The organism is Crocosphaera chwakensis CCY0110, assembly GCF_000169335.1.
Classification (GTDB): Bacteria; Cyanobacteriota; Cyanobacteriia; order Cyanobacteriales; family Microcystaceae; genus Crocosphaera; species Crocosphaera chwakensis.
The window spans coordinates 16,450-40,029 of sequence record NZ_AAXW01000025.1; the positions used below are offsets into that span (position 1 = coordinate 16,450).

Annotated in this window: 23 protein-coding genes; 14 read left to right on the plus strand and 9 right to left on the minus strand. The window is 37.3% G+C overall.

The genetic code is table 11. The features are described 5' to 3' along the window. Nucleotides 1–114: 114 nt before the first annotated feature. Nucleotides 115–2,406: a secretin N-terminal domain-containing protein gene (locus CY0110_RS15740; protein WP_050780005.1), complete on the plus strand. Its 2,292-nt coding sequence runs from the start codon at nucleotides 115–117 to the stop codon at nucleotides 2,404–2,406. Nucleotides 2,407–2,477: 71 nt separating this feature from the next. After that, complete coding sequence (locus CY0110_RS15745; protein ID WP_008276472.1) at nucleotides 2,478–3,287, plus strand: PD-(D/E)XK nuclease family protein; 810 nt, start codon at nucleotides 2,478–2,480, stop codon at nucleotides 3,285–3,287. Nucleotides 3,288–3,679: 392 nt separating this feature from the next. Here CY0110_RS15745 and CY0110_RS15750 read toward each other — a convergent pair whose 3' ends face one another. Then, nucleotides 3,680–4,762, minus strand: coding sequence for a HigA family addiction module antitoxin (locus CY0110_RS15750; RefSeq protein WP_008276473.1), 1,083 nt, complete (start codon nucleotides 4,760–4,762; stop codon nucleotides 3,680–3,682). Between the two features lie 13 nt (nucleotides 4,763–4,775). After that, nucleotides 4,776–5,075 carry a type II toxin-antitoxin system RelE/ParE family toxin gene (locus tag CY0110_RS15755; RefSeq protein ID WP_035799635.1) on the minus strand — a complete coding sequence of 100 codons (300 nt, stop codon included), beginning with the start codon at nucleotides 5,073–5,075 and terminating at the stop codon, nucleotides 4,776–4,778. A gap of 434 nt (nucleotides 5,076–5,509) precedes the next feature. Here CY0110_RS15755 and nuoH point away from each other — a divergent pair, with 434 nt between their 5' ends. The 6 genes from nuoH to CY0110_RS15780 all read left to right on the plus strand — a co-directional run bounded on the left by nuoH (nucleotide 5,510) and on the right by CY0110_RS15780 (nucleotide 9,091). Next, on the plus strand, nucleotides 5,510–6,628 hold the full coding sequence (gene nuoH / locus CY0110_RS15760; protein WP_008276475.1) for an NADH-quinone oxidoreductase subunit NuoH: 1,119 nt from the start codon (nucleotides 5,510–5,512) through the stop codon (nucleotides 6,626–6,628). A gap of 33 nt (nucleotides 6,629–6,661) precedes the next feature. Further along, complete coding sequence (ndhI, locus tag CY0110_RS15765; RefSeq protein ID WP_008276476.1) at nucleotides 6,662–7,252, plus strand: NAD(P)H-quinone oxidoreductase subunit I; 591 nt, start codon at nucleotides 6,662–6,664, stop codon at nucleotides 7,250–7,252. Nucleotides 7,253–7,344: 92 nt separating this feature from the next. Then, nucleotides 7,345–7,971, plus strand: a complete 627-nt coding sequence (locus CY0110_RS15770; RefSeq protein ID WP_008276477.1) for an NADH-quinone oxidoreductase subunit J — start codon at nucleotides 7,345–7,347, stop codon at nucleotides 7,969–7,971. Nucleotides 7,972–8,021: 50 nt separating this feature from the next. After that, a complete protein-coding gene (gene nuoK / locus CY0110_RS15775) occupies nucleotides 8,022–8,327 on the plus strand; it encodes an NADH-quinone oxidoreductase subunit NuoK (RefSeq protein ID WP_198019428.1) in 306 nt (101 codons plus the stop codon). A 270-nt stretch (nucleotides 8,328–8,597) separates the two neighbouring features. After that, complete coding sequence (locus tag CY0110_RS30430; RefSeq protein ID WP_008276479.1) at nucleotides 8,598–8,774, plus strand: hypothetical protein; 177 nt, start codon at nucleotides 8,598–8,600, stop codon at nucleotides 8,772–8,774. A gap of 2 nt (nucleotides 8,775–8,776) precedes the next feature. Beyond that, nucleotides 8,777–9,091: a hypothetical protein gene (locus CY0110_RS15780; protein WP_008276480.1), complete on the plus strand. Its 315-nt coding sequence runs from the start codon at nucleotides 8,777–8,779 to the stop codon at nucleotides 9,089–9,091. A 505-nt stretch (nucleotides 9,092–9,596) separates the two neighbouring features. On the opposite strand, the gene CY0110_RS15785 is transcribed toward CY0110_RS15780, so the two are convergent. Further along, complete coding sequence (locus CY0110_RS15785) at nucleotides 9,597–11,630, minus strand: carbohydrate-binding module family 20 domain-containing protein (RefSeq protein ID WP_008276481.1); 2,034 nt, start codon at nucleotides 11,628–11,630, stop codon at nucleotides 9,597–9,599. A 271-nt stretch (nucleotides 11,631–11,901) separates the two neighbouring features. Here CY0110_RS15785 and CY0110_RS15790 point away from each other — a divergent pair, with 271 nt between their 5' ends. Genes CY0110_RS15790 through CY0110_RS30435 form a run of 3 tightly spaced genes read left to right on the plus strand, consistent with a single transcriptional unit; the run spans nucleotide 11,902 to nucleotide 14,329 of the window. Then, complete coding sequence (locus CY0110_RS15790; RefSeq protein ID WP_008276482.1) at nucleotides 11,902–13,740, plus strand: carbamoyltransferase family protein; 1,839 nt, start codon at nucleotides 11,902–11,904, stop codon at nucleotides 13,738–13,740. A 20-nt stretch (nucleotides 13,741–13,760) separates the two neighbouring features. Then, nucleotides 13,761–14,168, plus strand: a complete 408-nt coding sequence (locus CY0110_RS15795) for an SxtJ family membrane protein (protein WP_008276483.1) — start codon at nucleotides 13,761–13,763, stop codon at nucleotides 14,166–14,168. Further along, complete coding sequence (locus tag CY0110_RS30435; RefSeq protein ID WP_008276484.1) at nucleotides 14,168–14,329, plus strand: DUF5989 family protein; 162 nt, start codon at nucleotides 14,168–14,170, stop codon at nucleotides 14,327–14,329. Before CY0110_RS15795 ends, CY0110_RS30435 begins: the two co-directional genes overlap by 1 nt. 285 nt (nucleotides 14,330–14,614) lie before the next feature. Here the strand turns inward: CY0110_RS30435 and CY0110_RS15800 are convergent, their stop codons facing one another. After that, nucleotides 14,615–15,613 (minus strand): phosphoribulokinase, encoded by a 999-nt coding sequence (locus CY0110_RS15800; RefSeq protein WP_008276485.1) that lies wholly within the window; start codon nucleotides 15,611–15,613, stop codon nucleotides 14,615–14,617. 457 nt (nucleotides 15,614–16,070) lie between these two features. Here CY0110_RS15800 and petH point away from each other — a divergent pair, with 457 nt between their 5' ends. After that, a complete protein-coding gene (gene petH / locus CY0110_RS15805) occupies nucleotides 16,071–17,297 on the plus strand; it encodes a ferredoxin--NADP reductase (RefSeq protein WP_008276486.1) in 1,227 nt (408 codons plus the stop codon). Between the two features lie 177 nt (nucleotides 17,298–17,474). Here the strand turns inward: petH and CY0110_RS15810 are convergent, their stop codons facing one another. The 5 genes from CY0110_RS15810 to coaD form a co-directional block, all read right to left on the minus strand. Beyond that, nucleotides 17,475–17,819, minus strand: a complete 345-nt coding sequence (locus tag CY0110_RS15810; protein ID WP_035799639.1) for a hypothetical protein — start codon at nucleotides 17,817–17,819, stop codon at nucleotides 17,475–17,477. Nucleotides 17,820–18,108: 289 nt separating this feature from the next. After that, nucleotides 18,109–18,618, minus strand: coding sequence for a hypothetical protein (locus CY0110_RS15815; protein WP_008276488.1), 510 nt, complete (start codon nucleotides 18,616–18,618; stop codon nucleotides 18,109–18,111). A 132-nt stretch (nucleotides 18,619–18,750) separates the two neighbouring features. Next, nucleotides 18,751–19,707: an ABC transporter permease gene (locus tag CY0110_RS15820; RefSeq protein ID WP_008276489.1), complete on the minus strand. Its 957-nt coding sequence runs from the start codon at nucleotides 19,705–19,707 to the stop codon at nucleotides 18,751–18,753. 436 nt (nucleotides 19,708–20,143) lie between these two features. Beyond that, nucleotides 20,144–20,773 (minus strand): tetratricopeptide repeat protein, encoded by a 630-nt coding sequence (locus tag CY0110_RS15825; RefSeq protein WP_008276490.1) that lies wholly within the window; start codon nucleotides 20,771–20,773, stop codon nucleotides 20,144–20,146. Between the two features lie 185 nt (nucleotides 20,774–20,958). Further along, nucleotides 20,959–21,441, minus strand: a complete 483-nt coding sequence (gene coaD / locus CY0110_RS15830; RefSeq protein WP_008276491.1) for a pantetheine-phosphate adenylyltransferase — start codon at nucleotides 21,439–21,441, stop codon at nucleotides 20,959–20,961. Between the two features lie 86 nt (nucleotides 21,442–21,527). Here coaD and crtE point away from each other — a divergent pair, with 86 nt between their 5' ends. Both crtE and CY0110_RS15840 read left to right on the plus strand, forming a co-directional pair. Further along, nucleotides 21,528–22,457 (plus strand): geranylgeranyl diphosphate synthase CrtE, encoded by a 930-nt coding sequence (crtE, locus tag CY0110_RS15835; protein ID WP_008276492.1) that lies wholly within the window; start codon nucleotides 21,528–21,530, stop codon nucleotides 22,455–22,457. Nucleotides 22,458–22,475: 18 nt separating this feature from the next. After that, nucleotides 22,476–22,934: a divergent PAP2 family protein gene (locus CY0110_RS15840; protein WP_035799631.1), complete on the plus strand. Its 459-nt coding sequence runs from the start codon at nucleotides 22,476–22,478 to the stop codon at nucleotides 22,932–22,934. Nucleotides 22,935–23,580 lie beyond the last annotated feature (646 nt).

Genomic DNA, 23,580 nt, shown 5'->3' on the forward strand with positions numbered 1-23,580 from the left:
CATTAAAATAGTTCCTAATACCTTAGTGGACATTGTGTGTGTGTGTTGTGTGTAAACAAGGAGTGAACCGTGAAACAGTATCATGATCCGCTTATAATCAGTGGAGTGTTGTTAATGCTCTTCTGCCATGAACCTATAATGGCATCAGAATCGTCTAAATCTTTCTTAGACAAGATGGATTATCGGGAAATCGGCAAAGAGAAACCAGAGCAAAAAAACGAGAGTTTTCCTCAAACCCAGTTCCTGTTTGAAAAAGTTAGTGCTAAGCTACCAGAGTTAGACACAAAAAGCGATAATAAGCAAGTCTCTGTTATGGCTTCAGAATGGTCTGAGGAGCAATCAACTGATCCCTTTATCGCTCAAATTCCTAACTATTCCCCTGCTCCTCCCACGTATTCCCCACCTTCAGAACAAATCTATCAAGCTCCTACCCCTAACCCCCCTTCTGGCCCGATGAGCGAGTCAGAAGTGCTAGTTCCTAACCCTGAAGTTATCATCAAGTCTAACGGGAGTTCTATTCCCGATAGCTTACAACCCACCATGCCCGTAGCCCCTACATTGCCACGGGCGATCGCTCCACCGGTGGGAGATATGGCTATCTCTAATATCAATGCAGGAGCATCTGAAATCGATTTAGGTAGTAGTGCTATTGTGCCACGACTGGTACTTAGAGAAGCGCCGGCCAGAGAAGTTCTAGCGGTATTAGCCCGTTTTGCTGGAGTCAATTTGGTATTTACTGATACCCCTGGGGGTGGCCAAGGTCAAGCACAGGGACAAACCGCAACGGAACCGACGGTATCTTTAGATTTAGAAAATGAACCCGTCGAAGATGTCTTTAACTCGGTGTTGATGATTTCGGGACTACAAGCTAACCGTCGAGGCCGCACCGTATTTGTTGGTTCTCGCTTGCCTCAAGCAGCCCGTAACTTAGTCAGTCGTACCCTGCGCCTTAACCAAGTAAAATCCGCTAACGCAGGGGTATTTTTAGCCTCCCAAGGGGCGGAATTTCAGCGCTTAGTGACTCAAACCGAAGACATTATCGATCCCTTAACTCAAAGGGTGGTAGGACGTAGAGAACTGCCTAGTACCCTCGAATCTTTGACCTCCGAAGCCGACGAGGGGTCAACCGGTGCGATGTTACTTAAGGGGTTAACCGTTTCTTCTGATGATCGTCTCAATACTGTCACTTTAGTAGGAGAACCCCGTGATGTCCAAGTGGCCACATCCCTCTTGACTCAAATGGATGCCCGTCGTCGTCAAGTGGCCGTTAACGTCAAGGTAGTTGATGTCACCCTAACTAACGATCAATCCTTTAGTAGTAATTTTTCCTTTGGTTCTGGGGATGCCTTTATTGTTCAAGACGATGGGGCTGCAGTGCTAAGATTTGGGGGCTTTAGCCCTGCTAGCGGTGACGATATCAACAATGGGCCGAGTCGGGTGATTGATCCCCCTGTCATTAATAACCCCTTACTCGACGGTAATACCTTTATTGATTTTGATCGCTCTATTATTGCTCCAGGACAAGGGGGCGGAACTCTGTTTCTCGACGATGCAGGAAACTTAATTCGTCTGTCTAGCGATGCACAATTTTTTGGACGGGTGGCTGGTGTTTCTATGGACCCTACTCTTGCGGGGATTACTGATATTACCCCCGGCGAACCAGATACGTTTGAGAGAACCGTTGAGGACGGAATTATTACCACCACCGTCACTCCCGGAAGCATCGCAACAGCCGAGGCAGGTCTTCCTAGTTTCTTCCAATTTCCTAGACGCTTCTTAGCCCAAATTGAAACCAATATCCAAAGTGGTAACGCTAAGATTTTGACTGATCCAACTCTCGTGGTTCAAGAAGGACAAGAAGCAACAGTAAAATTAACTCAAAAGGTGATTGAAAACATCACCACTCAAGTTGACCCCCTCAGTGGTGTACGGACAACAACCCCAGTTTTACAAGATGCAGGGTTAACTTTAGCCATTAACGTCGATAAAATTGATGATAACGGTTATATTAATCTCACCGTTAGTCCCACCATTGCTGCCGTCGGGGATGTTCAAGCCTTTGATGCTGGAGCTGATGGAGGTACGAATAACCTCTTCCTTTTAAACCGTCGAGAATTGAGTTCAGGTTTAATTCGTCTTAGGGATGGTCAGACTTTAATCCTATCGGGCATTATTAGTGAATCGGATCAGTCTACTACCAGTAAAGTTCCTTTATTGGGAGATATTCCTTTGCTTGGGGCTTTATTTAGAAGTCAAACGGATACGTCTCAACGTACTGAGGTTATTGTCTTATTAACCCCTCAAATTCTCCACGATAACGGTCAATGGGGTTACAACTATCAACCTGGACGAGGAACGGCTGATGTTCTACGGGATCAAGGTTTCCCTGTTCAGTTAATTCCTTAATTGAACAGTAAAAAGTGACCACAAAATTTGATATCTTATAGGGGTCAACGGTAGTTGATCCCTATTTTTTTATGAATGATATTGATAATTCTCATAATCAATCTTTAATTCGTCTCTCTCAAGCTCAATTAAATCTTTTAGAACTGTGTCCTCCTCAATTTCAACGCCTTTACTTAGAACAGTTAGGTTCACCTGTTAGTCCAGAAGTTCAAGATAATTTACTCTGGGGTAATCAATTTCATCAATTAATGCAGCAATATTTTTTAAAGTTACCTCTAGATTCAATTTTAGAAGTTAATCCAAACTTAAAAAATATCATTGAAGCTTTATTACAAGGCGTTAATGAACAACATAATCTTAATGCTGAGTCTTGGACAGAAGCAGAACATTATCGTGCTTTAGAGAAGGGAAATTATTTATTAAGTGTCATTTATGATTTACTTATTATTAATGAAAATCAAGCAGAGATTTTAGACTGGAAAACTTATTTAAAACCTCAAAATAAGAAAAAATTAGAAAATAATTGGCAAACTAAATTATACTTATATCTGTTAGCAGAAACTTCTGATTATTTTCCTGAACAAATTTCTATGACTTATTGGTTTGTTAAAATACCCCATGAACCTCAATTTTTAAGATTTGAATATAATCAACAGTTACATCATCAAACAACTCTAGAATTAGAAAACTTATTAAGTGATTTAGATAATTATTTATTAGATTATCATCAAAGTAATCTTGATTTTCCTCATCGTAAAACTTGTGAAGATAATTGCCCATATTACCAGTTATTTTTCTCCGACATAATAAATTTGAATGAAACAGAAGAAAACAGTAATTTATTCTCAATAATCGATGAAATAGAAGAAGTTAGTATTTAATAATAAAGATGCTCAAAATTAGTAAAGTAACAATTTTTTTAAGTCAATCTTAATCTTAGGAAAGGCTTGAGACGTAATGTTTCCTTATAAATATTCAGTAATAATACCAAATCCGCTTATTTTAGTAGAGTAACGTTTTTTCTCCCCACTCCCTGCTCCCTGCTCCCTGCTCCGAAAGTTAATACTATACTATCTAAAGCGGATCTAGTATAAGATTCCAGAGTTAACCAGTTGGTGCCATTCATCTATCGACCATTTATAAATAATTGAAGTCATTTTTATTAATTAATCCTTAGAATTAATTATAAACAATAAATTAGAACTTGCAAATAGTATCAGGTGCAGTAGTGTTTATAGTCTTCATAGTTTCAATAGTTAAATTAATATTTTAATTAATTATCTATCCAATTAGTCAAATAAGGACTAACTTTAACTAAATATTTACGTAAATTTTTATAATCAACTAATTTTTCATCCTGAAGTCGACCTAATATTATTCCAGGATGTCTTTGTTGACTTTTAGCAAAATCAGTAATTGCTTTTCCTGAAAATTTAGATTTATTTTCTCTAACAAATGTTTCAAAAGCGTCAGAATCGATTAGCCAATTTTTAGCTAGTGTATTTGCTTCTAATTCTTCTTGATTATTTTCTAGTTTTGTTAAATCATCCAAATAAATTCCTTGATGTCCTGCAAAAATATGTCCAATTTCGTGGATCAAAGTAAACCAAAAAGAATCAATGCGATTGTATCTTAATGTAAGTGCAATCACAGGATGATTGTTAACGTAAAATGCTGATCCATCAAGATAGGTTTTATTAAGATGAGGAACAATAATAAAATAAATTCCTAACTCTTCTAATATATTTGGAATTTTAGCAATCGTTTCTTCTTTTTCTGCACAAGCAAGAATACTAGAAATTGCTTGTTTGAACTCTTCAAGACCAAAGTCGGCAATTTGATATTCTTTAACTAAAAATTCAACTCTTTTTTTCCAAGCAACTAGAGATATGTATTTAGGATTTAAGTTATAGTTATGACGAAAATTAGCACCTAAAATTGGTTCTTGTGAAGGGTCATTAATTCCTAAAAAATCACAAATTTCTTGTTCTAATTCATCTAAAGAGTCAGTGGGTTTAATCCATTGACGTTTAATTAATTCAGCAACAGGAGCAATAGTATATAAACGACTCCGACGCTGAATATCAGAGTCGTCTTTTTGCTTTTTTGCTAAAAAAAGCTGATAATTAGCTTCTAAGTTTTGCCAGAATTTTGCTGATGTTCCGAATGCTTTCGATAATTCTATTGCCGTTTCTGGTGTAATTTGTTTCGTTCCTTTAATGATTTCGTTAATCACTTGAGGAGGACGATTCATAATATTTGCCAAATCTTTTTGAGTCCATCCACGAGCATCTAATTCTCGTTTAAGAATTCGTCCAGGTGGACTAACTCGTGCCGCTTTTAAATTGTTACCCATACTTCTCCCTCTATTAATGGTAATCTACTATATCAATAATCAAAATATACTTTCCTTGATCATCTTTTTCAATTACCACAATTAAACGCCATTGATTGTTTAAACGTAAAGAGCGTTGTCTCTCTTTTCCTCTTATTCCTGATAATTTTTCAAACCTCAGTCCTTTTAAAGCATATAAGTCTTGTTCGCTTTCTGCTGCTTCAATAACTGACATAATGTCAAAGAATTTGTCCACAACATCGGGATATTTGTGAGCATTTTTTTCCTCGGTATAAAGTAACTCTATTTTTTTCGTTTTAAACTTAAATCTCACAACATTTCCCTCTGTCATGCTGTTTCTTTCTGCATTATAATACAGTTAACTTCAGACATAGGGTGAATCGCTTAATTAATAATATGACATTTTTGAAAATTAAGCTACTGTCTATCGGTGTAGTCAACCCTATGCGTAATGGGGAGTTTAGGAATTAGCACCATATATAGGGCTTTAACTTTTGTAAAATGACTAATTAGCCTGTACTACTACACCAGATATAGAAATCTAAAATTTTTTCTAAATCTTTACAACCAGTATCCTTGAGTCACTCTTTCTCTAGCGCAATAGTTAAATCAAAAAACCCTAGCACTAGCGTAATACTCAAGACAGAATTTCAGGAATTAACCTAAAACTGACCAACCGATTCTACAGACAGCGATATACTAAGCAATGAACATAAGGATATGAACTTATAACCTGTCTTAACTACAATGAACTCAGGAATCGACCTACAAGCAAGTTTTATCGAATCTCTGAACCAGTTAGGAATACCTAGCGGGGCTGCCAAAGCCTTATGGATTCCTTTTCCTTCCTTTTTAATGATTATCGGCGCAACAGTGGGGGTATTGGTAGTTGTGTGGCTAGAAAGAAAAATTTCGGCTGCAGCTCAACAACGCATCGGCCCTGAATATGCTGGTCCTTTGGGGGTACTACAACCGGTGGCAGACGGTATTAAATTAGTGTTTAAAGAAGACATTATCCCTGCTAAAGCCGATCCTTGGTTATTTACCTTGGGCCCCGTTTTAGTGGTACTTCCGGTCTTCGTATCCTATCTAATTGTCCCTTTTGGTCAAAATCTTGTTATCACTGACCTCGATGTGGGGATCTTTTTCTGGATCGCTTTATCGAGTATTGCCCCTATTGGCTTATTAATGGCGGGATATGCGTCTAATAATAAGTATTCCCTGTTAGGAGGTTTACGGGCTGCTGCTCAATCTATTAGCTATGAAATTCCTTTGGCGTTGTCTGTCTTAGCCATTGTCATGATGTCCAATAGCCTTAGTACCATCGATATTGTCGAACAACAGTCAGGATATGGCATTCTAGGCTGGAATATTTGGCGACAACCGGTAGGCTTTTTCATCTTTTGGATCGCTGCTTTAGCTGAATGCGAGAGACTTCCCTTTGACTTACCCGAAGCAGAAGAAGAAATCGTAGCCGGGTATCAAACCGAATACGCTGGGATGAAATTTGCACTCTTTTATTTAGGCTCCTACGTTAACTTAGTGTTATCTGCTCTCGTTTTTGCCATCCTATACTTAGGGGGGTGGGAGTTTCCCGTTCCCTTAGATAAGTTAGCCGGATGGTTAGGGGTGAGTGAAGACAGTTCTTGGTTACAGGTAATTACTGCTTCTTTAGGGATTACCATGACTGTGTTAAAAGCCTATTTCTTGGTGTTTATTGCGGTTCTTATGCGGTGGACAGTTCCCCGTGTCCGCATTGACCAATTATTAGACTTAGGTTGGAAATTCCTCTTACCTATCTCTCTGGTGAATCTCTTATTAACGGCTGCCTTGAAATTAGCCTTTCCAATGGCATTCGGTGGTTAATTTCTGTTGTTAACATATTAGGGAATAAACATCATGTTTAGCATTCTCAAACAAGTCGGCGATTACGCAAAAGGTACGGTTGAAGCGGCCAAATATATTGGTCAAGGGTTATCTGTAACCTTCGATCATATGCGTCGTCGTCCCGTTACCGTACAATATCCTTACGAAAAGTTGATCCCCTCAGAAAGATATCGGGGTAGAATTCACTTTGAATTTGACAAGTGTATCGCTTGTGAAGTGTGTGTTCGTGTCTGCCCCATTAATCTCCCTGTGGTGGATTGGGAATTTAATAAGGACGCGAAAAAGAAAGAACTCAAACACTATAGTATTGATTTTGGGGTTTGTATCTTCTGCGGTAATTGTGTGGAATATTGTCCTACCAATTGTTTATCCATGACAGAAGAATATGAATTAGCGGCCTACGATCGCCACGAACTCAATTACGATAACGTCGCTTTGGGACGTTTACCTTATAAGGTCACTCAAGACCCAATGGTAACCCCGTTACGAGAGTTAGGCTATTTACCTAAAGGTGTGATCAGTTCCCATGATTTACCCGAAGGCAGTCAGCGATCGGGTAAACGCCCTGAAGAAATCATTGAAGAAGCAGAAGCCTCTTCCTAAACTAAGGATAGTTGGTGAGAAATTATTAATTTTCCATCAACTATTCACGATTCGCTCTCAAGGATTAAGTAAGAAAAGGAGTATCAATTAACGTGAATTTAGCTGAGGGAGTTCAAGTTATTTCGTTTGCCATCTTAGCAGCCTTAGTAATCATTGCTGCTTTGGGTGTGGTGTTATTGGAAAATATTGTTTATTCTGCCTTCTTATTAGGTGGTGTGTTTATCAGTATTTCAGGTATTTATATTTTATTAAATGCTGATTTTGTGGCCGCTGCACAGGTATTAATTTATGTGGGTGCAGTGAATGTTTTAATCTTGTTTGCTATCATGTTGGTCAATAAAAAACAAGATTATTCAAACTTACCCGGACGATGGCTCAAAAGATCGGCAACTGCTTTAGTGTGTGGGGGACTATTCGCTTTATTAGCGACTATGGTTTTGATTACCCCTTGGTCTTTAGAAACTAATGCACCTGGATTAATTGAAAATACAGTTGTCGAAATTGGTAAACATTTCTTTAGTGATTTTCTCTTACCGTTTGAATTGGCTTCTGTTCTCTTATTAATGGCAATGGTAGGAGCAATTGTTTTAGCTCGTCGTGACTTTATTCCTGATACATTACCTACAGAAGACGGGGTAGTCACTTCGTTGCAGTTACCTGAACGTTTAAGTGAATTAGAATCAAGGCAATTGTCTTCTTCTAAATCACCAAATTCCTAGAAAGTGAAAATTTACTGTTAGTTTTTGTCTAAGATTGAGGTGTTATGGAAATACAATTAGAGTTCTGTTTATTACTAGCTGCAGCCCTTTTCTGTATTGGAATTTATGGTTTAGTCATTAGTCGTAATGCGGTACGAGTTTTAATGTCTATTGAATTGCTGTTAAATGCGGTTAATCTTAACTTAATGGGATTTTCTAATTTTCTTGATCCTGTTGGTATTAAAGGTCAAATTTTTACCGTGTTTGTTATTACTGTGGCAGCAGCAGAGGCAGCAGTAGGTTTAGCTATTGTTTTGACTATTTATCGTAACCGTGAAACAACAGATATGGAACAATTTAATCTGTTGAAATGGTAAATAAATAAGCATACTTTTCTATTTCATCCGATAAAATATATTTTGTCGGGTGATTTTTTTGATTCGGGTTTTAAGTTGCTCTTTTAACCAGTTATTATAATTTTAATTTTTCCCGAGAACATAAAGGATTATTAGCTAAGAAATTATAGAATGAAAACATTCCTAGAAGATTAAGATTTATTTTATAGATTTCTATTTTATAGTGAAGTTAGAATAAAACTATTCCTGGTTACTGCTTACATTTTAGCATTATGATACTAAAAAAATTCTATGAAACACAGTATTCAAAAGTTCAATCCTGATAAGCTTTATGAAATTGTGGTTAGTGCCTGTTTTTGTATTAAAGCAAAATCATCTGTAGAAGCACAAGAAAAGCTACAAGCCTTGTTAGGAGAAATAGACGCTGATCACTGGGAAGTTGAAAAAGTCAATGAGGTAGAAAATTAGTAATGATTTCTCTAGTTGAAGCAGAACGAAAAGCTATTGAATTTATTGCAGAAGAATGGGAATTATCTGACCAAGACAAAGAGCTATTTACGGTGGAAAATTCTCGGAAAATTGATGATAGATGGTGGTATATCGTTGAGGTTACAGTGAATAATTTACCTGATAAATGGGTGATGCAAGTGTATGACGATGGAGAATGTGATCCTTGTTATACGTTTGTTTCTCCTTTCTCAGAAACTGAAATATTGGCTGATTTAGATAAAATCCCTGAAAAACTCGCTTTAGTTCTTCAGCAAGAAAGGACAGGACATATCTAAAACTTGTGTCTTACGATTACTTCTATTTTGAGATTTATGGACTTTTGCTCTTGCCCAGTATTTACACTGATACGGTTATCCTCCCTACAGACCATTAGGACACGAAGTTAAAATGTAGTTAAGTAAATTTACAAAAGTTAATATAAGAGGAAACACCGATGATGAGTATGATGACAATAGTAATCTTTCTCTGGGGACTCGTGGCAATTGCTGAGAGGGTAACGAAAGAGTCTCCTTCTACCTAGAATATACTGAGTTAATTTCAGAATAGAAATAGTATATTAAAAATAGATAGAGCTAACTTCTCTATTTTTTATGGAGATAAACAGTTATGATGTTACCCGGCTTATGTTCTGCTCGTAGTAAGACCCTATTTTGGACTGGCGTTACGTTGGCCATAGTGGCAATTTTGTAAGGTTTTCCACAATAAAGTTATTAATATGTTGTCAAGAAAGTGGAATAGGAGTAAGTTTCCTATTCCATTTTAGGTAATTAATGTCTAGCCTTAAAAACCGCCAGTGACGGACACATTAGAATTCCCGACGAATACCTCGTTATTTCCTGATTTGGTTTTGGTATTACCTTGCCATTGGGTAATTTTCAATGAACTTTCCAAAGCTTTGACGCATTTCCATTCCAAGTTAGTTTTAGCTGGTAATGTTAAACTTCCTGTCCAGGTTGGATAGTCGGTGGGAGCAAGTTTTTGGGAAGCATCCTTAACAGACCAGTTGCCTAGTTCTTTAATATTACCAGCCACATAAACACTGGTACCCAGTTCTGTATGGCCATTTTGACAACTAAAGCTGACATCAACCTTCTTGACTGTAGTATCCGGACCCGTTTCAGTGTCTGGGTCTACAACTACATCTGTCTCTGTCATCAAACTACCCATATGAATAGCAGATGCGCTCATGGGACTAAGTTGGATGTTAGCAAACCCTGAACGATCAACATCAATAACTGAACCATCACATTTTGTACTGCCTAAAGTGTAGTCTGTTCGTGCTACATCGCAGTATCTGCCTTCGGGGAGTCCCGTTTGAAAAGAACGATTAAGATCGTATCCTTCTCGGTTGATGATGACAAAACCTTTAGCAGCTCCTGTGGGTGTCACCCTAGAAAAAGCGATTTGGTTGCGATCATTATGCCAAGTATTGCCAATATTCCAGGCATCTTGGACATAGTTGTTAAAGCCGACCATACCAGCGATAGAAGTCCAACGATGTTCGCAAACCCAGTCTTTAAAACAGGCTACATTTTTAGTGTTGCCACTGCCATCAGAAGGAGGTCCAACTCCATCGTTCACATCCTTACACCCTGATGGACTACAACGAACATCCCGTGGCCAATTATAGCTAGACATTACTTTGGGAGTCCCATAAGGCCAAGCCAACATAAAAACATTAGCTAAATTATAAATACGACCATCATAAAAATGGGTGACAATACCGCCAATACTATTGTCATCTTCGCTAGTCCAATACCCACTACCATGACCCCTTTGGTTATCATGGTTATCGGTGAAAACCACAGAAAAGGCACTATCTAACATTCCCCAACCGCCACTGGCCACAGGAAAATTATATTTAATAAAATCGGAGATGGTTCCGGAGTCGTCATTACGAAATTTTTGACCGACTGCTGTACCGTAACGGAATTCAGTAACGTTAAGATTACTGCCTTTGACAGTATTATCATAGTCACTCGGTTTTGAATCTTGACCATAACCGAAGATCACTTCTTGGAAAATAAAGGGGCGACTACCAGGATAAAACCAACCCTCATCCGAACGTAAATCATTTAAGTTAGCTGCAATATAGGTAATATCTTCGGGGTTCATGTGTTTGGCCGCATCGATTCTAAAACCGGCCACACCCATATTAATCATACTATTGAGAAACTCGATAATCCTTGTCCTGACCCAATCTGATTCTGTTTTTAAGTCAGGAAGTCCGCCTCCTGCAACCCAGCAATCTCGAATTTCTCTGGCTGGAACATCTTCGTCCCAGTTAATACCACATTGATTATGAAAATCTAAATTACTGTATTTGTACGTTGTACTGTCTTTGTCGTAGAGGGTATAGTCAGAAGCCCCTTTATAGGAAGTTCCTGCTGAACCGATACCGTCTCCTGCAGCCATGTGGTTAATAATGGCATCAACATAGATTTTGACACCATGTTTTTTCCAACAGGTGTCTACCATACTTTTGAATTGATCTAAATTACCACTACGACTTTTATCCAATTCATAGGTGACGGGTTGATACCGTTGCCACCAAGGATAGCCATCGCTGGCTTTAACAGCGTGTTCGTTCGGGGGTGAAACTTGAATGGCATTATAGCCTTTTTCCCCAAGATAAGCACATTCAGCTTCGATATCTGTCCATTTCCATTCAAACAAATGCACCATGACATTTTTAGCCGGAGGTTGGCTTTGTGCATATGCGGGGAATGAAAATAGGAGTAATAAGCTGATGGTAATTATGGCGGTAAATCGCTTTAACCAGCGACAATCATACCACAGTGACTTGAACAGCATTATTTTTTTCTATATTACCAATAATTTGACTTATTTCTTAGCTTTGCTTCAGCTAAGGTTTAGCTGCTAGTTTAGCTTTATTTATTACCAATTTTTGGATTTGGGGATAAACTTAATTTTTTTTTCATTTCTTTAACTTTTTGTGTGTTGAGGAGCTTATTTTATTTTTTTACGTCTTCTATGCTATCCTTATGTTTATTTATTTATGGATTAGAGATTATCTCTTACTCATCGTTAGTTTGGTATTGCAGGGTGGAGGATTAAGTTTAAGATGAACATTTTGGGCATTTCGGCCTATTATCATGATAGTGCGTCCGCTTTAGTTCAATCAGGAAAAATTACGGCCGCAGCGCAAGAAGAGAGATTTACACGCAAGAAACATGATGCTAGGTTTCCTAAAAATTCCATTTGTTATGCCCTCACAGAAGCTAATCTTTCTTTACAGAACTTAGATTATATTGTTTTTTATGAAAAGCCTTTAATTACCTTTGAAAGACTTTTAGAAACTTATATTACTTATGCACCCAAAGGGTTTCGTTCTTTTGTCACAGCAATGACAGCATGGTTACAAGAAAAGTTGTATTTAAAAACAATTTTAAAGAAAGAATTAGCAAAATTAGCTAACTGTAAAACCTCTCAACTTCCTCCTTTATTATTTACAGAACATCATCAATCTCATGCTGCGTCTGCTTTCTTTGCTAGTCCCTTTGAAACAGCAGCTATCTTATGTTTAGATGCAGTGGGAGAATGGGCAACTACCTCCTTATGGTTAGGGGAGGGTAATCAAATGATTCCTCAGTGGGAAATCGACTTTCCTCATTCTTTGGGTTTATTATATTCTGCATTTACCTACTATACAGGATTTAAAGTCAATTCTGGTGAGTACAAATTGATGGGTTTAGCCCCTTATGGAGAACCTAAATATACTAATTTAATTCTAGAAAATTTAATTGATATTAAAGAAGATGGAACCTTTCGCCTTAATATGAATTACTTCAATTATGCGACAGGTTTAACTATGACTAATCATAAATTTGCTCAGTTGTTTGGTCAACCTCCTCGAAAACCTGAAGGCGAAATTACACAACGGGAGATGAATATTGCTGCTTCTATTCAAAAAGTAACTGAAGAAATCGTCTTAAAGTTAGCGAATACAGCTTACCAAGAATTAGGAACTGATCATTTATGTTTAGCCGGAGGAGTTGCTTTAAATTGTGTTTCTAACGGACGACTTTTAAGAGAAGGTAAATTTAAAAATATTTGGATTCAACCAGCAGCAGGGGACGCTGGTGGAGCTATTGGGGCAGCTTTAGCTATCTGGCATCAATATTTAGACAAGCCTCGTTACGCCAACAATTGTGACGCTATGCAAGGGGCTTATTTAGGACCTCAATTTACTGATGAAGAAGCACAGCAGTATCTAGATGATGTTAAAGCTAATTATATTTATTTAGAAGATAATGATCTGTTTCACAAAGTAGCAGAAATTTTAGCACAAGGTAATGTAGTAGGATGGTTTCAAGGACGGATGGAATTTGGACCAAGAGCATTAGGAAATCGCTCAATTATTGGTGATCCTCGTAATGAGAAAATGCAATCAATAATGAACTTAAAAATTAAATATAGAGAGTCATTTCGCCCCTTTGCTCCTTCCGTTTTAGCAGAGAAAGTTGACCAATATTTTGAGTTGGATAAACCCAGTCCCTATATGTTAATAGTTGCTGAAGTAAAAAAAGATTTACATATCGCCATGACAACAGAACAAAAACAATTATTTGGCATCGATAAATTGAAAATACCTCGCTCAAAGATTCCTGCTATCACCCATGTTGACTATTCAGCAAGGGTGCAAACAGTCCACCCTGAAACGAACCCCCGTTACTATCAATTAATTAAACAATTTGAAGCCTTGACAGGCTGTGGTGTTTTAGTTAACACTTCCTTTAATGTTAGGGGAGAACCCATTGTTTGTACGCCGGAAGATGCCTATCGTTGTTTTATGCGGACAGAGATGGATTATTTAGTGATTAATAATTATTTATTAGCTAAGTCTAAACAACGCCAATGGCGAAAAGATGAATCTTGGAAAAACGAATTTGAATTAGATTAATTAATAAAAGAGGTTAAAATATGTTTCATGAAATACCGAAGTTAGATAAAAGGGGTTTACGAGAATTTGGTTTAATAACAGGGATATTTATTGGCTTGTTATTTGGCTTAATTTTACCATTATTATGGGGTCATGCTTTACCATTAATTCCTTGGATTATTGCAGTTATTTTAGGTAGTTTAGGGCTACTAATTCCCCAATCTCTTGCCCCTATTTATCAAGGATGGATGAGAGTTGCACAGGTACTTGCATGGGTCAATAGTCGTCTTATTTTAGGGATTATTTTCTTTATTATTGTGACACCAATGGGCTTATTTATGAAGATCATTAAGCGAGATCCTTTGAAAAGAAAATTTGAGATAAGGTTAGAAACTTATCGAGCTTCTAGTCAAATTAAAAACAAAATTAGTATGGAGAAACCTTATTAATGGAAGGATTTATAGAACTATTAAAAGATTTATGGGGCTTTTTAAGCGAACGGAAAAAGTATTGGTTAGCTCCATTAATTATTACTTTAGTGTTATTAGGTGCCTTAATTATTTTTACCCAAGGATCTGCGATCGCTCCTTTTATTTATACTTTGTTTTAGAAATTATTAAATGAAAAGAGCAATGAATACGCTGGATAGTATCTACTGCTTTGATTGCTAATCTAAAATAGATAATGAAAACAGACACTATAATGATAAACAGCAACAAAGTTATGGGTTTAAAGACTTCAATAATATGAGAGAAAAACTGTTAGCTTGCTTATTTTAATAAGCCGTACTTATCACCACAGGTACGGGAGAGCCGTATTAGTTTAATTTTGACAAAAAAAATCGTGAGAAAAAACGAAGTTTCCTCACGGTTTTTAGATGAGTTAAATGGGATAATTAAACTTGAGCAGGAACTGGCTGATCTGCAGTTAACTTTTCATAGGTTTCTCTCATTTTCAAACCTACTAACACCTGGAATAAACCAGTTCCATTGGTAGAACCAGGATAATCTTTGTGTTGTAGTAAAAGTTCGGTCATCTCACCATAATACTTGGTTCCCGTTTTACTGAGATGACTTTCGATGTAGATCATTTCTTCAAGGTTATCGAATTGACCATCCACTTCTAAGATAGACACTTCATTACCCATGAAGTTATCAGGACCGTAGTACATCTTGATACCAGGATAAGCACAAGTTAACTTACGTCCACAAGGCCGCCAGTCAATGGTTGATCCTTCATCGAATAAGTAAGCAGGTTCAAAGTTAGCAACACCTTCTTTTTGAACCAAACGAACTCTTAATAACTTACTTTCGTGGTCTTCAATTAACTGAGTAGGTAACACTTGAATAACTACATCAGCGTGTTCTTTTTGGGGTTCGATATAAGCCGTAAAATCAGGCTTTCTAGCATTAATAGAGGCTAAGACATCATCATAAGAGTGTCCTCTTTCTGCCATATCTCGTTGAATTTTCCAGTTGATTTTAACTTCGTCACTAATATCGAGATAAACCCCAAAATCAACCAATTCACGAACTCTTTCGTCAAATAAAGGATGTAATCCTTCAATGACGACTACCTTATTCGGTTCTATCCGTTCTGGGGGATCAAGTTCTCCCGTTTCGTGATTATAAATAGGTTTATCAATGGCCTGACCTGATTTTAAGGCTTTAATTTGCTCATACATCAGATCAAAATTATTCGCTTTAGGATTCAAAGCAGTCACACCGGCTGCCTTTCTTCCCTTGCGATCTAAACTGTGATAGTCATCCAAACAGATGACAGTCATAAACTCTTCACCAAATAAATCGGTTAAACGACGTAAAAAAGTAGATTTACCGCAACCGGAATCTCCGGCAACTGCAATAAGAACCACGCGGTCTAAATTTGTGGTCATAGCTTCCCTCTAAGTGCAAAACAGAATTGTTAACCCGGTTTCATTACCTTGTCATTAAAGTCTCCCATAAAGGGAGCATAATTGGTCAATTGTTGGATAAAATTTTTTGCAGAGTAATAACTCTGTTTTTTACCCTAAAGTTGACGAGATCCTAACAAGATCCAGATACGTATTAAATACTGACAATGGATTTTACCAGACCGACATCACTCTTCACAAGAGACAAGGCATTTGTCATCAATAAATATTTCCAAAATCGTTCTTGGAAAAAAATATAAAACTGATGCAAGTTTAACAGATTTTTATAAATAATCTCGTTATGCTCTATGAACGCGCTGATCTAATTTAAGGTTTCCCCTCTTGATTAAGCAATTCATAACTCTGTATTTAAGATTACCACCCGATGGTAGGCTAAATAGAGCAGTTATGATATGTAACATAATTTCAGGAGAGATAGATGTACAGTTCAGCCTTAGCAGCAACTTCCGGCAAGACAACAGCCTATGGAAGCCGTCTGTTTGTCTATGAAGTGGAAGGGTTAAGTCAAAATACAGACAATGACAGTCTTGACTATCCCATTCGTCGTAGTGGTAGCGTCTTCATTACGGTTCCCTACGAACGGATGAATCAAGAAATGCGTCGTATTACTCGCATGGGAGGCCGTATTGTCAGCATTAAACCTCTCGACGCTGAAACCCCTCTCAAGCCGACTTCTACTTCTAACCGTTCTAGTAAAGCTGAAGTTGCTCAACCACAGCAAAGCAACCCAACGGAAAAGAAACGTAAACCTATGACTCAAGCGAAAACAAAAGTTCCTGTTAATATTTATAAGCCCAAAAACCCCTACATTGGCAAATGTGTCGAAAATTATCCTTTGGTCGCTGAAGGGGGTAGTGGTATTGTTCAACATTTGACCTTTGATATTTCTGGTGGTGACCTTCACTATTTAGAAGGACAAAGTATCGGTATTATTCCCCCTGGAACCGATGACAATGGTAAACCCCACAAGTTAAGACTCTACTCCATCGCTTCTACCCGTCATGGGGATAAGTTAGATGATAAGACTGTTTCTTTGTGTGTTCGTCAGTTAGAGTATCAACATCCCGAAACCAATGAAACGGTTTATGGTGTTTGTTCTACCCATCTCTGTAACTTAGAAGTGGGTGCAGATGTAGCTATTACCGGCCCTGTGGGGAAGGAAATGTTACTCCCTGACGATGAAGATGCTAATATTGTCATGTTAGCTACTGGAACCGGCATTGCGCCTTTCCGCGCTTTCTTATGGCGGATGTTCTTTGAGAAGCATGAAGATTACAAGTTTAAAGGTAAGTCTTGGTTAATCTTTGGGGTTCCTTACACCGCTAACATTCTTTATAAAGATAAGTTAGAAGAAATTCAAACAAACTATCCTGATAACTTTGAGTTAACCTACGCTATTAGTCGTGAACAAAAGAATAGTGAGGGTGGCCGGATGTATATTCAACACCGTGTTGCTGAACAAGCTGAAAAGTTATGGAATATGTTACAAGATCCTAAAACCCATCTCTATATGTGTGGACTCAAAGGGATGGAAGCTGGTATCGAAGAGGGATTAAAACCTTTTGCTGAAAAACAAGGAGTAGAATGGTCTGACTTTGTTAAAGGACTGAAAAAAGAACATCGTTGGCACGTTGAAGTTTACTAAGTTTCAGCGTTATTTTGAATGTACAAGCAAGGGGTGGGCAAGTCTCACCCTTTTTTGTTGAGAACTATGATTGAAATAAAGAAAAATCCTACTATTTTCAATTAATTAGAAAATAGTAGAATTCAAAATTAAAGAGATATTAGTCTGTTACAGTGGTGAGAGAATGAAGTACAAAAATTAATCATTATCGACTTGGGATAACTCAAATTGAACATTAGATAAATAACTTGAATTATTAAGGGTTTCAGAAGATAAACGTCCAGCTTCCACAGCAGCTTTAACTAAAGACTCAGCATCAACTTTACCCGATTTAATCGCTAAACTAAATCGAATATGACTAGGGATTCCTTGTTCGCTAAAAGTACCACTTCTTCCGTGACTTACTAAGTTAATGGGGGATAAATAAGAGATTTGATTTTGTTCTACAGTAGAATTAACTGCCATAATTTCAGTTGCATTAACAGGAGTGAAAAAACTACCTAAAACGAGAGAAGATAAACCAGTAATAATAAACCCTTTCATGATTAATAACTCCATTGCTTTGTTTCGTTATTCTTAGTATGGGAGAGTTATATTAAAAGGATATGACTGAATTCTGAGTGAAAAATAAGAGTTACCTAAGTTATCTGAGAATTCGATGATATGGCGGTTATGGTACTACGCATTATGATTAAGATATCGATAAAATTACAAAACCTTGTAAGGTTTGCATTACCCACATACCCACACTACAGTAACGTCTGCTATGTCGTCATCTAATAAAAAATCCCCCCAAATGGGAGGAAATATTTACTCAATTTCATGACTCAATCTACTTTAATTCACAGGAATCACGATAACACCAGCGTAACAAAGTAATACCAATAGCAAACTTAACCACTTCTAAAACCCAATAACTCCAATGAAGAGAAATCATAGCAGAAGGCATCGTGTTGGTGGCTGCAAACGGATTAATTTCTAAACCAAAAGCACTTAATTCTGGCGTTAAGAAATAAGTGTAAATTAAAGCGATACCAAGTAAAACGCTGGCTAAAATGATTGACCAACGTTCCTGAAGATGAATAAGAAGATGATGGCGACGGAAAATCAAAAATCCCGTTAAAACAATAGCTGCACAGACTAATTCAATGCGGTTGAATAATCCAAAAATAATAAACCCTGCACTGGCGAAACTTCCCTGGCTCATCATCCCTGATAAAGATAACCCAGGAATGACAACACAATCAAGCATAAGACTACTACTTAGCCAGAAACCCAGGGCAAACATTACAATAGTTGTCCAGCTAAGAAATTTCCAACGATTATTAGATAAGGCATTCATCGGACTTTTCTCCTTTATTGTCCTATTTTCATTATTAAAGGAAATGAGTGGGGATTCACAGGTTTTGATAAATATCTTTACGTTAGTCTTTATCAGTCATACTATAAATAATGTCCTTATCTCTAACATTTCTTAATATTTAACTCTAGGATCAAGAAAACCATAGGTTATATCAGCAATCAGATTAAAAATAACAATTAAAATGCCATAAATAAAGGTGATGGCCATAACAACAGGGGTATCACTACGATAAATTGAATCAATTAATAATGCCCCTATTCCTGGTACTCTAAATATTTGTTCTGTTACTAAAGCTCCAGTAAAAATAGTGGGAATATCTAGGGCAATTAAGGTTACTACAGGAATTAAAGCATTGCGAATAATATGATTTTTAAGTATAGCAAAATTACTTAATCCTTTTGCTTGTGCTGTGCGAACATAATCATAGGTTAATTCATCTAAAATAGCAGAACGAATGAAGCGCATTAACACAGCAGATTGATATAAAGCTAACACAGCAATAGGCATGATAGACTGTTTTACTTGTTCGATAAAAGTAGAAAAATTAGTTACTTCTAGGGTACTATTATAAATAAAAGGAAACCAATTTAATTGAACACTAAAAATAACAATCAATAATAATCCTGTTAAAAAAGTAGGTAACGAATAGCCTAAAAATGCAAAAGTTGTAATGATTTGGTCTAACCAAGAATAACGTTTAACAGCAGAAATAAGTCCTAAAGGAAAAGCTACTAAAATACTGAATATATAGGCAGTTCCTACTACCCATAAAGTAGTGGGTAAACGTTGTAAAATAAGGTTTAATACAGGACTTCGACTGGTAAAAGAATAGCCTAAATCTCCTCTAATAAAGGCAAAAAACCATTTAATATAACGGATATGAATAGGTTGATCCAATCCCAAATTTTTACGAATATTTTCTCTAACTTCTTCGGTGATAGAAGGGTTAGAAGCGAATTCTCCTAATGGATCACCTGGGGCTAATGCTAAAATAGTAAAGAGAACTAAACTAATAGCAATTAGGGTAGGTATGGCAATTAATAGGCGTTTAATTAAGTATTGAGTCATGTATATCTCACGGATATAGAAATTGCTGTATTATAAGCGTTAATTTCTTCCCCAACAAAAAAATAGAGTGAGAAAATATCACCCTAAATAAAAAAAATGTATATAATTTGACTGAGAACGGCTATAATCCAATCCAATTGACCGTACTTGTATATAGAAGGGGGTGAGAGTATAACTCACCCTTTTTACTTACATTAAACCTAATTGAGAAGGATGCCTTGTCCAGTGAGTATTCAGTAGCATACCGATGACGAGCCAAGCATAGCTAGCGACGTTCAGTTTCAGCAATGTGGTGAAGCCGAATTTGGTTCTTGATTATCATAGTGATAAACTCTGTATTGGGTAAGTGCATTTAAGTCAAGTGCTGACTACATCTAACAAAACTTTTCGACATTGCAAGATTTCTTACATTCTAAGGGGTAATTTTTTCAATTTTTTAGTTTCCAACTTGAGCGATGTTATGACGTATTTCTTGCTCTAAGATGGGATCACTGGCTTTCTGGGCTATGTATAACGCCTCTTGGTAGTATTGTAAAGCTGTAGATACTTTTCCAGTTAAACTGTAAACTTCTCCGATATTATTGAGCGTTTTTGCCATATCTGCGGGTTTGTCTACTTGTTGAGTAATGGGTAATGCCCGTTGATAGTAAGTCAAGGCTTCTTGATATTGTCCAAGACTTTGATAGGATGCTCCCATATTATTGAGAGCAGCACCAACAACTCGGCGATCGCCACTTTGTTGAGCCATCGGTAACGCTTGCTGATAATAGTCTAATGCTGTCGAAGGTTGTTGAAGTTCATGATAATTTAACCCCAGTCCCACCAAGGCGAAGGCTTGTAAGTTTTTTTTATTATGTTGTTGAGCCATATCGAGAACTTGTTGCCAGGTGTTGATCGCTTGTTGAGACTGGCCTTGTTCAGTTTGTATTTTGGCTTGTTCTGTCAGTTGTTGTAGGGTTGTTTCAATACTTTCGGTTTCTGCCCAAGTTGGTCTTGAAGTAACGATTAAGGTCACTGGGGTTAGACAAAGGGTAAAAACTAACAAACGAGAAATAAAAGTGTTCATGATTTGATAAGTGGGATAATTATCAATAAGTATAATTACAGTTTTTTTGAATAATTTTTAACTGTAACTAAGTATAATTTTGTAATTCAATCAAATTTTTCTCATAGAAATTAAGTAATTTCTTGGATAAAATCAATTTTGAATTAAAATCTTGAAATTGATAATAATATTATAAATTATTGGGTTCATTTTTTGTTTTTATAATATTCTCGAAGATCCTGAACCACATTTTCAGGAACCATATGAGCAATAGAGCCACCAAACTGGGCAATTTCCTTGACGGTACTACTACTTAAAAAGCTATACTCTTTGTTAGTAGCTAGAAAAATAGTTTGTACATCTTCAGACAGAGTTTTATTAGTGTGAGCCATCTGCAATTCCTTCTCAAAATCAGACAAGACCCGTAAACCCCGTAATAATACCTGAGCGTTCCGTAACTTTGCGTAATCTACCGTTAATCCTCGGTAACTATCCACTTCAACCCCAGATAAGTGTTGCGTACATTCAATAATTTGTTCGACCCTTTTTTCTACAGGAAACAGAGGTCGTTTATTAGGATTGTACATAACTGTAACGATGACTTTTTCAAATAATAAAACGCCTCGCTCAATGATATCGAGATGACCAAGGGTAATGGGATCAAAACTGCCTGGGTAAATGGCTATCATTTTAGAGACTCCATTGAGTGAAGACTTGCGGTAAAGTAAACTGATAGAAATGATACAAAATAATAGTTAACTATAGGCACTCAGACATGGTTATGACAGGTGAAGACCGTGTGACGCACACAGAAGCATCGGATTTTGATCTTGCGTCCTATCTTAAAGATAAAAAACAGTTGGTTGAAGCGGCCTTGGATCAGTCCCTTCCCATTATCCGTCCTGAAAAAATCTACGAAGCCATGCGCTATTCGCTTTTAGCAGGAGGAAAACGATTACGCCCCATTCTTTGCTTAACCACTTGTGAGCTAATGGGAGGAACGGTAGAGATGTCACTTCCCACGGCTTGCGCCCTAGAAATGATTCATACCATGTCTTTAATTCACGACGATCTCCCTGCTATGGATGATGATGATTATCGACGGGGAAAACTGACCAATCACAAGGTTTATGGAGAAGACATTGCGATTTTAGCTGGAGACGCTTTATTATCCTACGCCTTTGAATATGTGGCCACTCAAACTCGTAACGTAGATTTAGCCAATCTTATGAATGTGATTGCTCGTTTAGGGCGTACGGTAGGGGCTGCAGGATTAGTAGGCGGTCAAGTATTAGACCTAGAATCGGAAGGGAAATTAGATGTCACAGTAGACACCTTAAAATTCATTCATATCCACAAAACAGGGGCATTATTAGAGACTTCTGTGGTGTCTGGAGCTATTTTGGCTGGAGCAAAGCAAGAGGACGTAGAACGGCTTTCTCGTTACGCTCAGAATATTGGGTTAGCCTTTCAAATTATCGACGATATTTTAGACGTAACAGCTAGTACGGAAGAATTAGGAAAAACCGCAGGGAAAGATCAAAGGGACAAAAAAGCCACCTATCCTAGTTTGTGGGGCTTAGAAGAATCTCAAAAACAAGCACAAGCCCTTATTGATGATGCGATCGCCCAGGTCGATCCCTACGGGCAATCTGCTCAACCTTTAAAAGCGATCGCCCAATTTATTGTTGCTCGCAAAAATTAAACTTTCTCACCATTAATCATGCAGGATTTTGAAGCAATTTTTCACAACAAAATACTGTTGGTGTCCCTGATGGCCTGTTTTTCTGCTCAAGGATTGAAGTTAATTATTGAGTTAATTCGTTATCGCAAAATTAACTTTCGCTACCTCGTTACCACAGGGGGAATGCCAAGCGCACACTCTGCCTTAGTTGGCGCTTTGGCCACAGGAGTTGGATTAACCAGAGGGTGGGAAAGTCCAGAATTTGCCATTGCTTGCTTATTTGCTGTAATTGTCATGTACGATGCAGCAGGAGTTCGTCAAGCAGCAGGAAAACAAGCCCGAATACTCAATCAATTACTCGATGAGTTGATACATGATACCCATCAGCTTAATACAGAAGAGAGGTTAAAGGAGTTACTCGGACATACCCCTTTTCAAGTTTTAATTGGCTTAACTTGGGGGGTTGGAGTGTGTCTATTAACAATATCAGTTCTTTGAAAAACCTTACCTAATTTGAGACTTTTAAGATCAACTAACGTCTCAATTGAGTAGTATGGGAATAGATGTGAGATTTCATAGCAGTTTTCATTTGCATTGAATCAAGAGCAAACTTAGAAAGTTTCCCCACACTTCCCACACTCACTCAAAATAAAGTAATTATTAATACACCCAGTCAAAAACTGCTGTCAGTTTGGTGACGGGAATCAGTGCAATCTTCAGTTATTCTTTATTACAACGGAAAGAATTGACCAGAAGAGGATCACGGGTCATCAAACTTTGATATTTTATGGGTGTTAACCGAACCTAAATAGATCGATCACTCAAAAACTTTGCTAACGTATGAGTAAAAGAACTAAATTTTTTCGTCTGTTAAAAACAAAAATACCACTTTTTGTTGATCTATTCTATCGGAATAACCTGATCTCAGACGAAAATCTACCTAAAATAGTTGAGTGTTAAACTCAGTGTCTACGCTCTTTAACCCTAAACTTGGACGACTTTGAGTCAAGATTCATTCAATCTTGATGCCATTAAAACAAAAACTGTCCCCGATTTTTGGTAATCGAGGCTACAATCGGATAAGTCTTTAATTTTCATAGAGTGAGAACTATGAGATTTTGAAGATAATCTAGGAATAAACAAC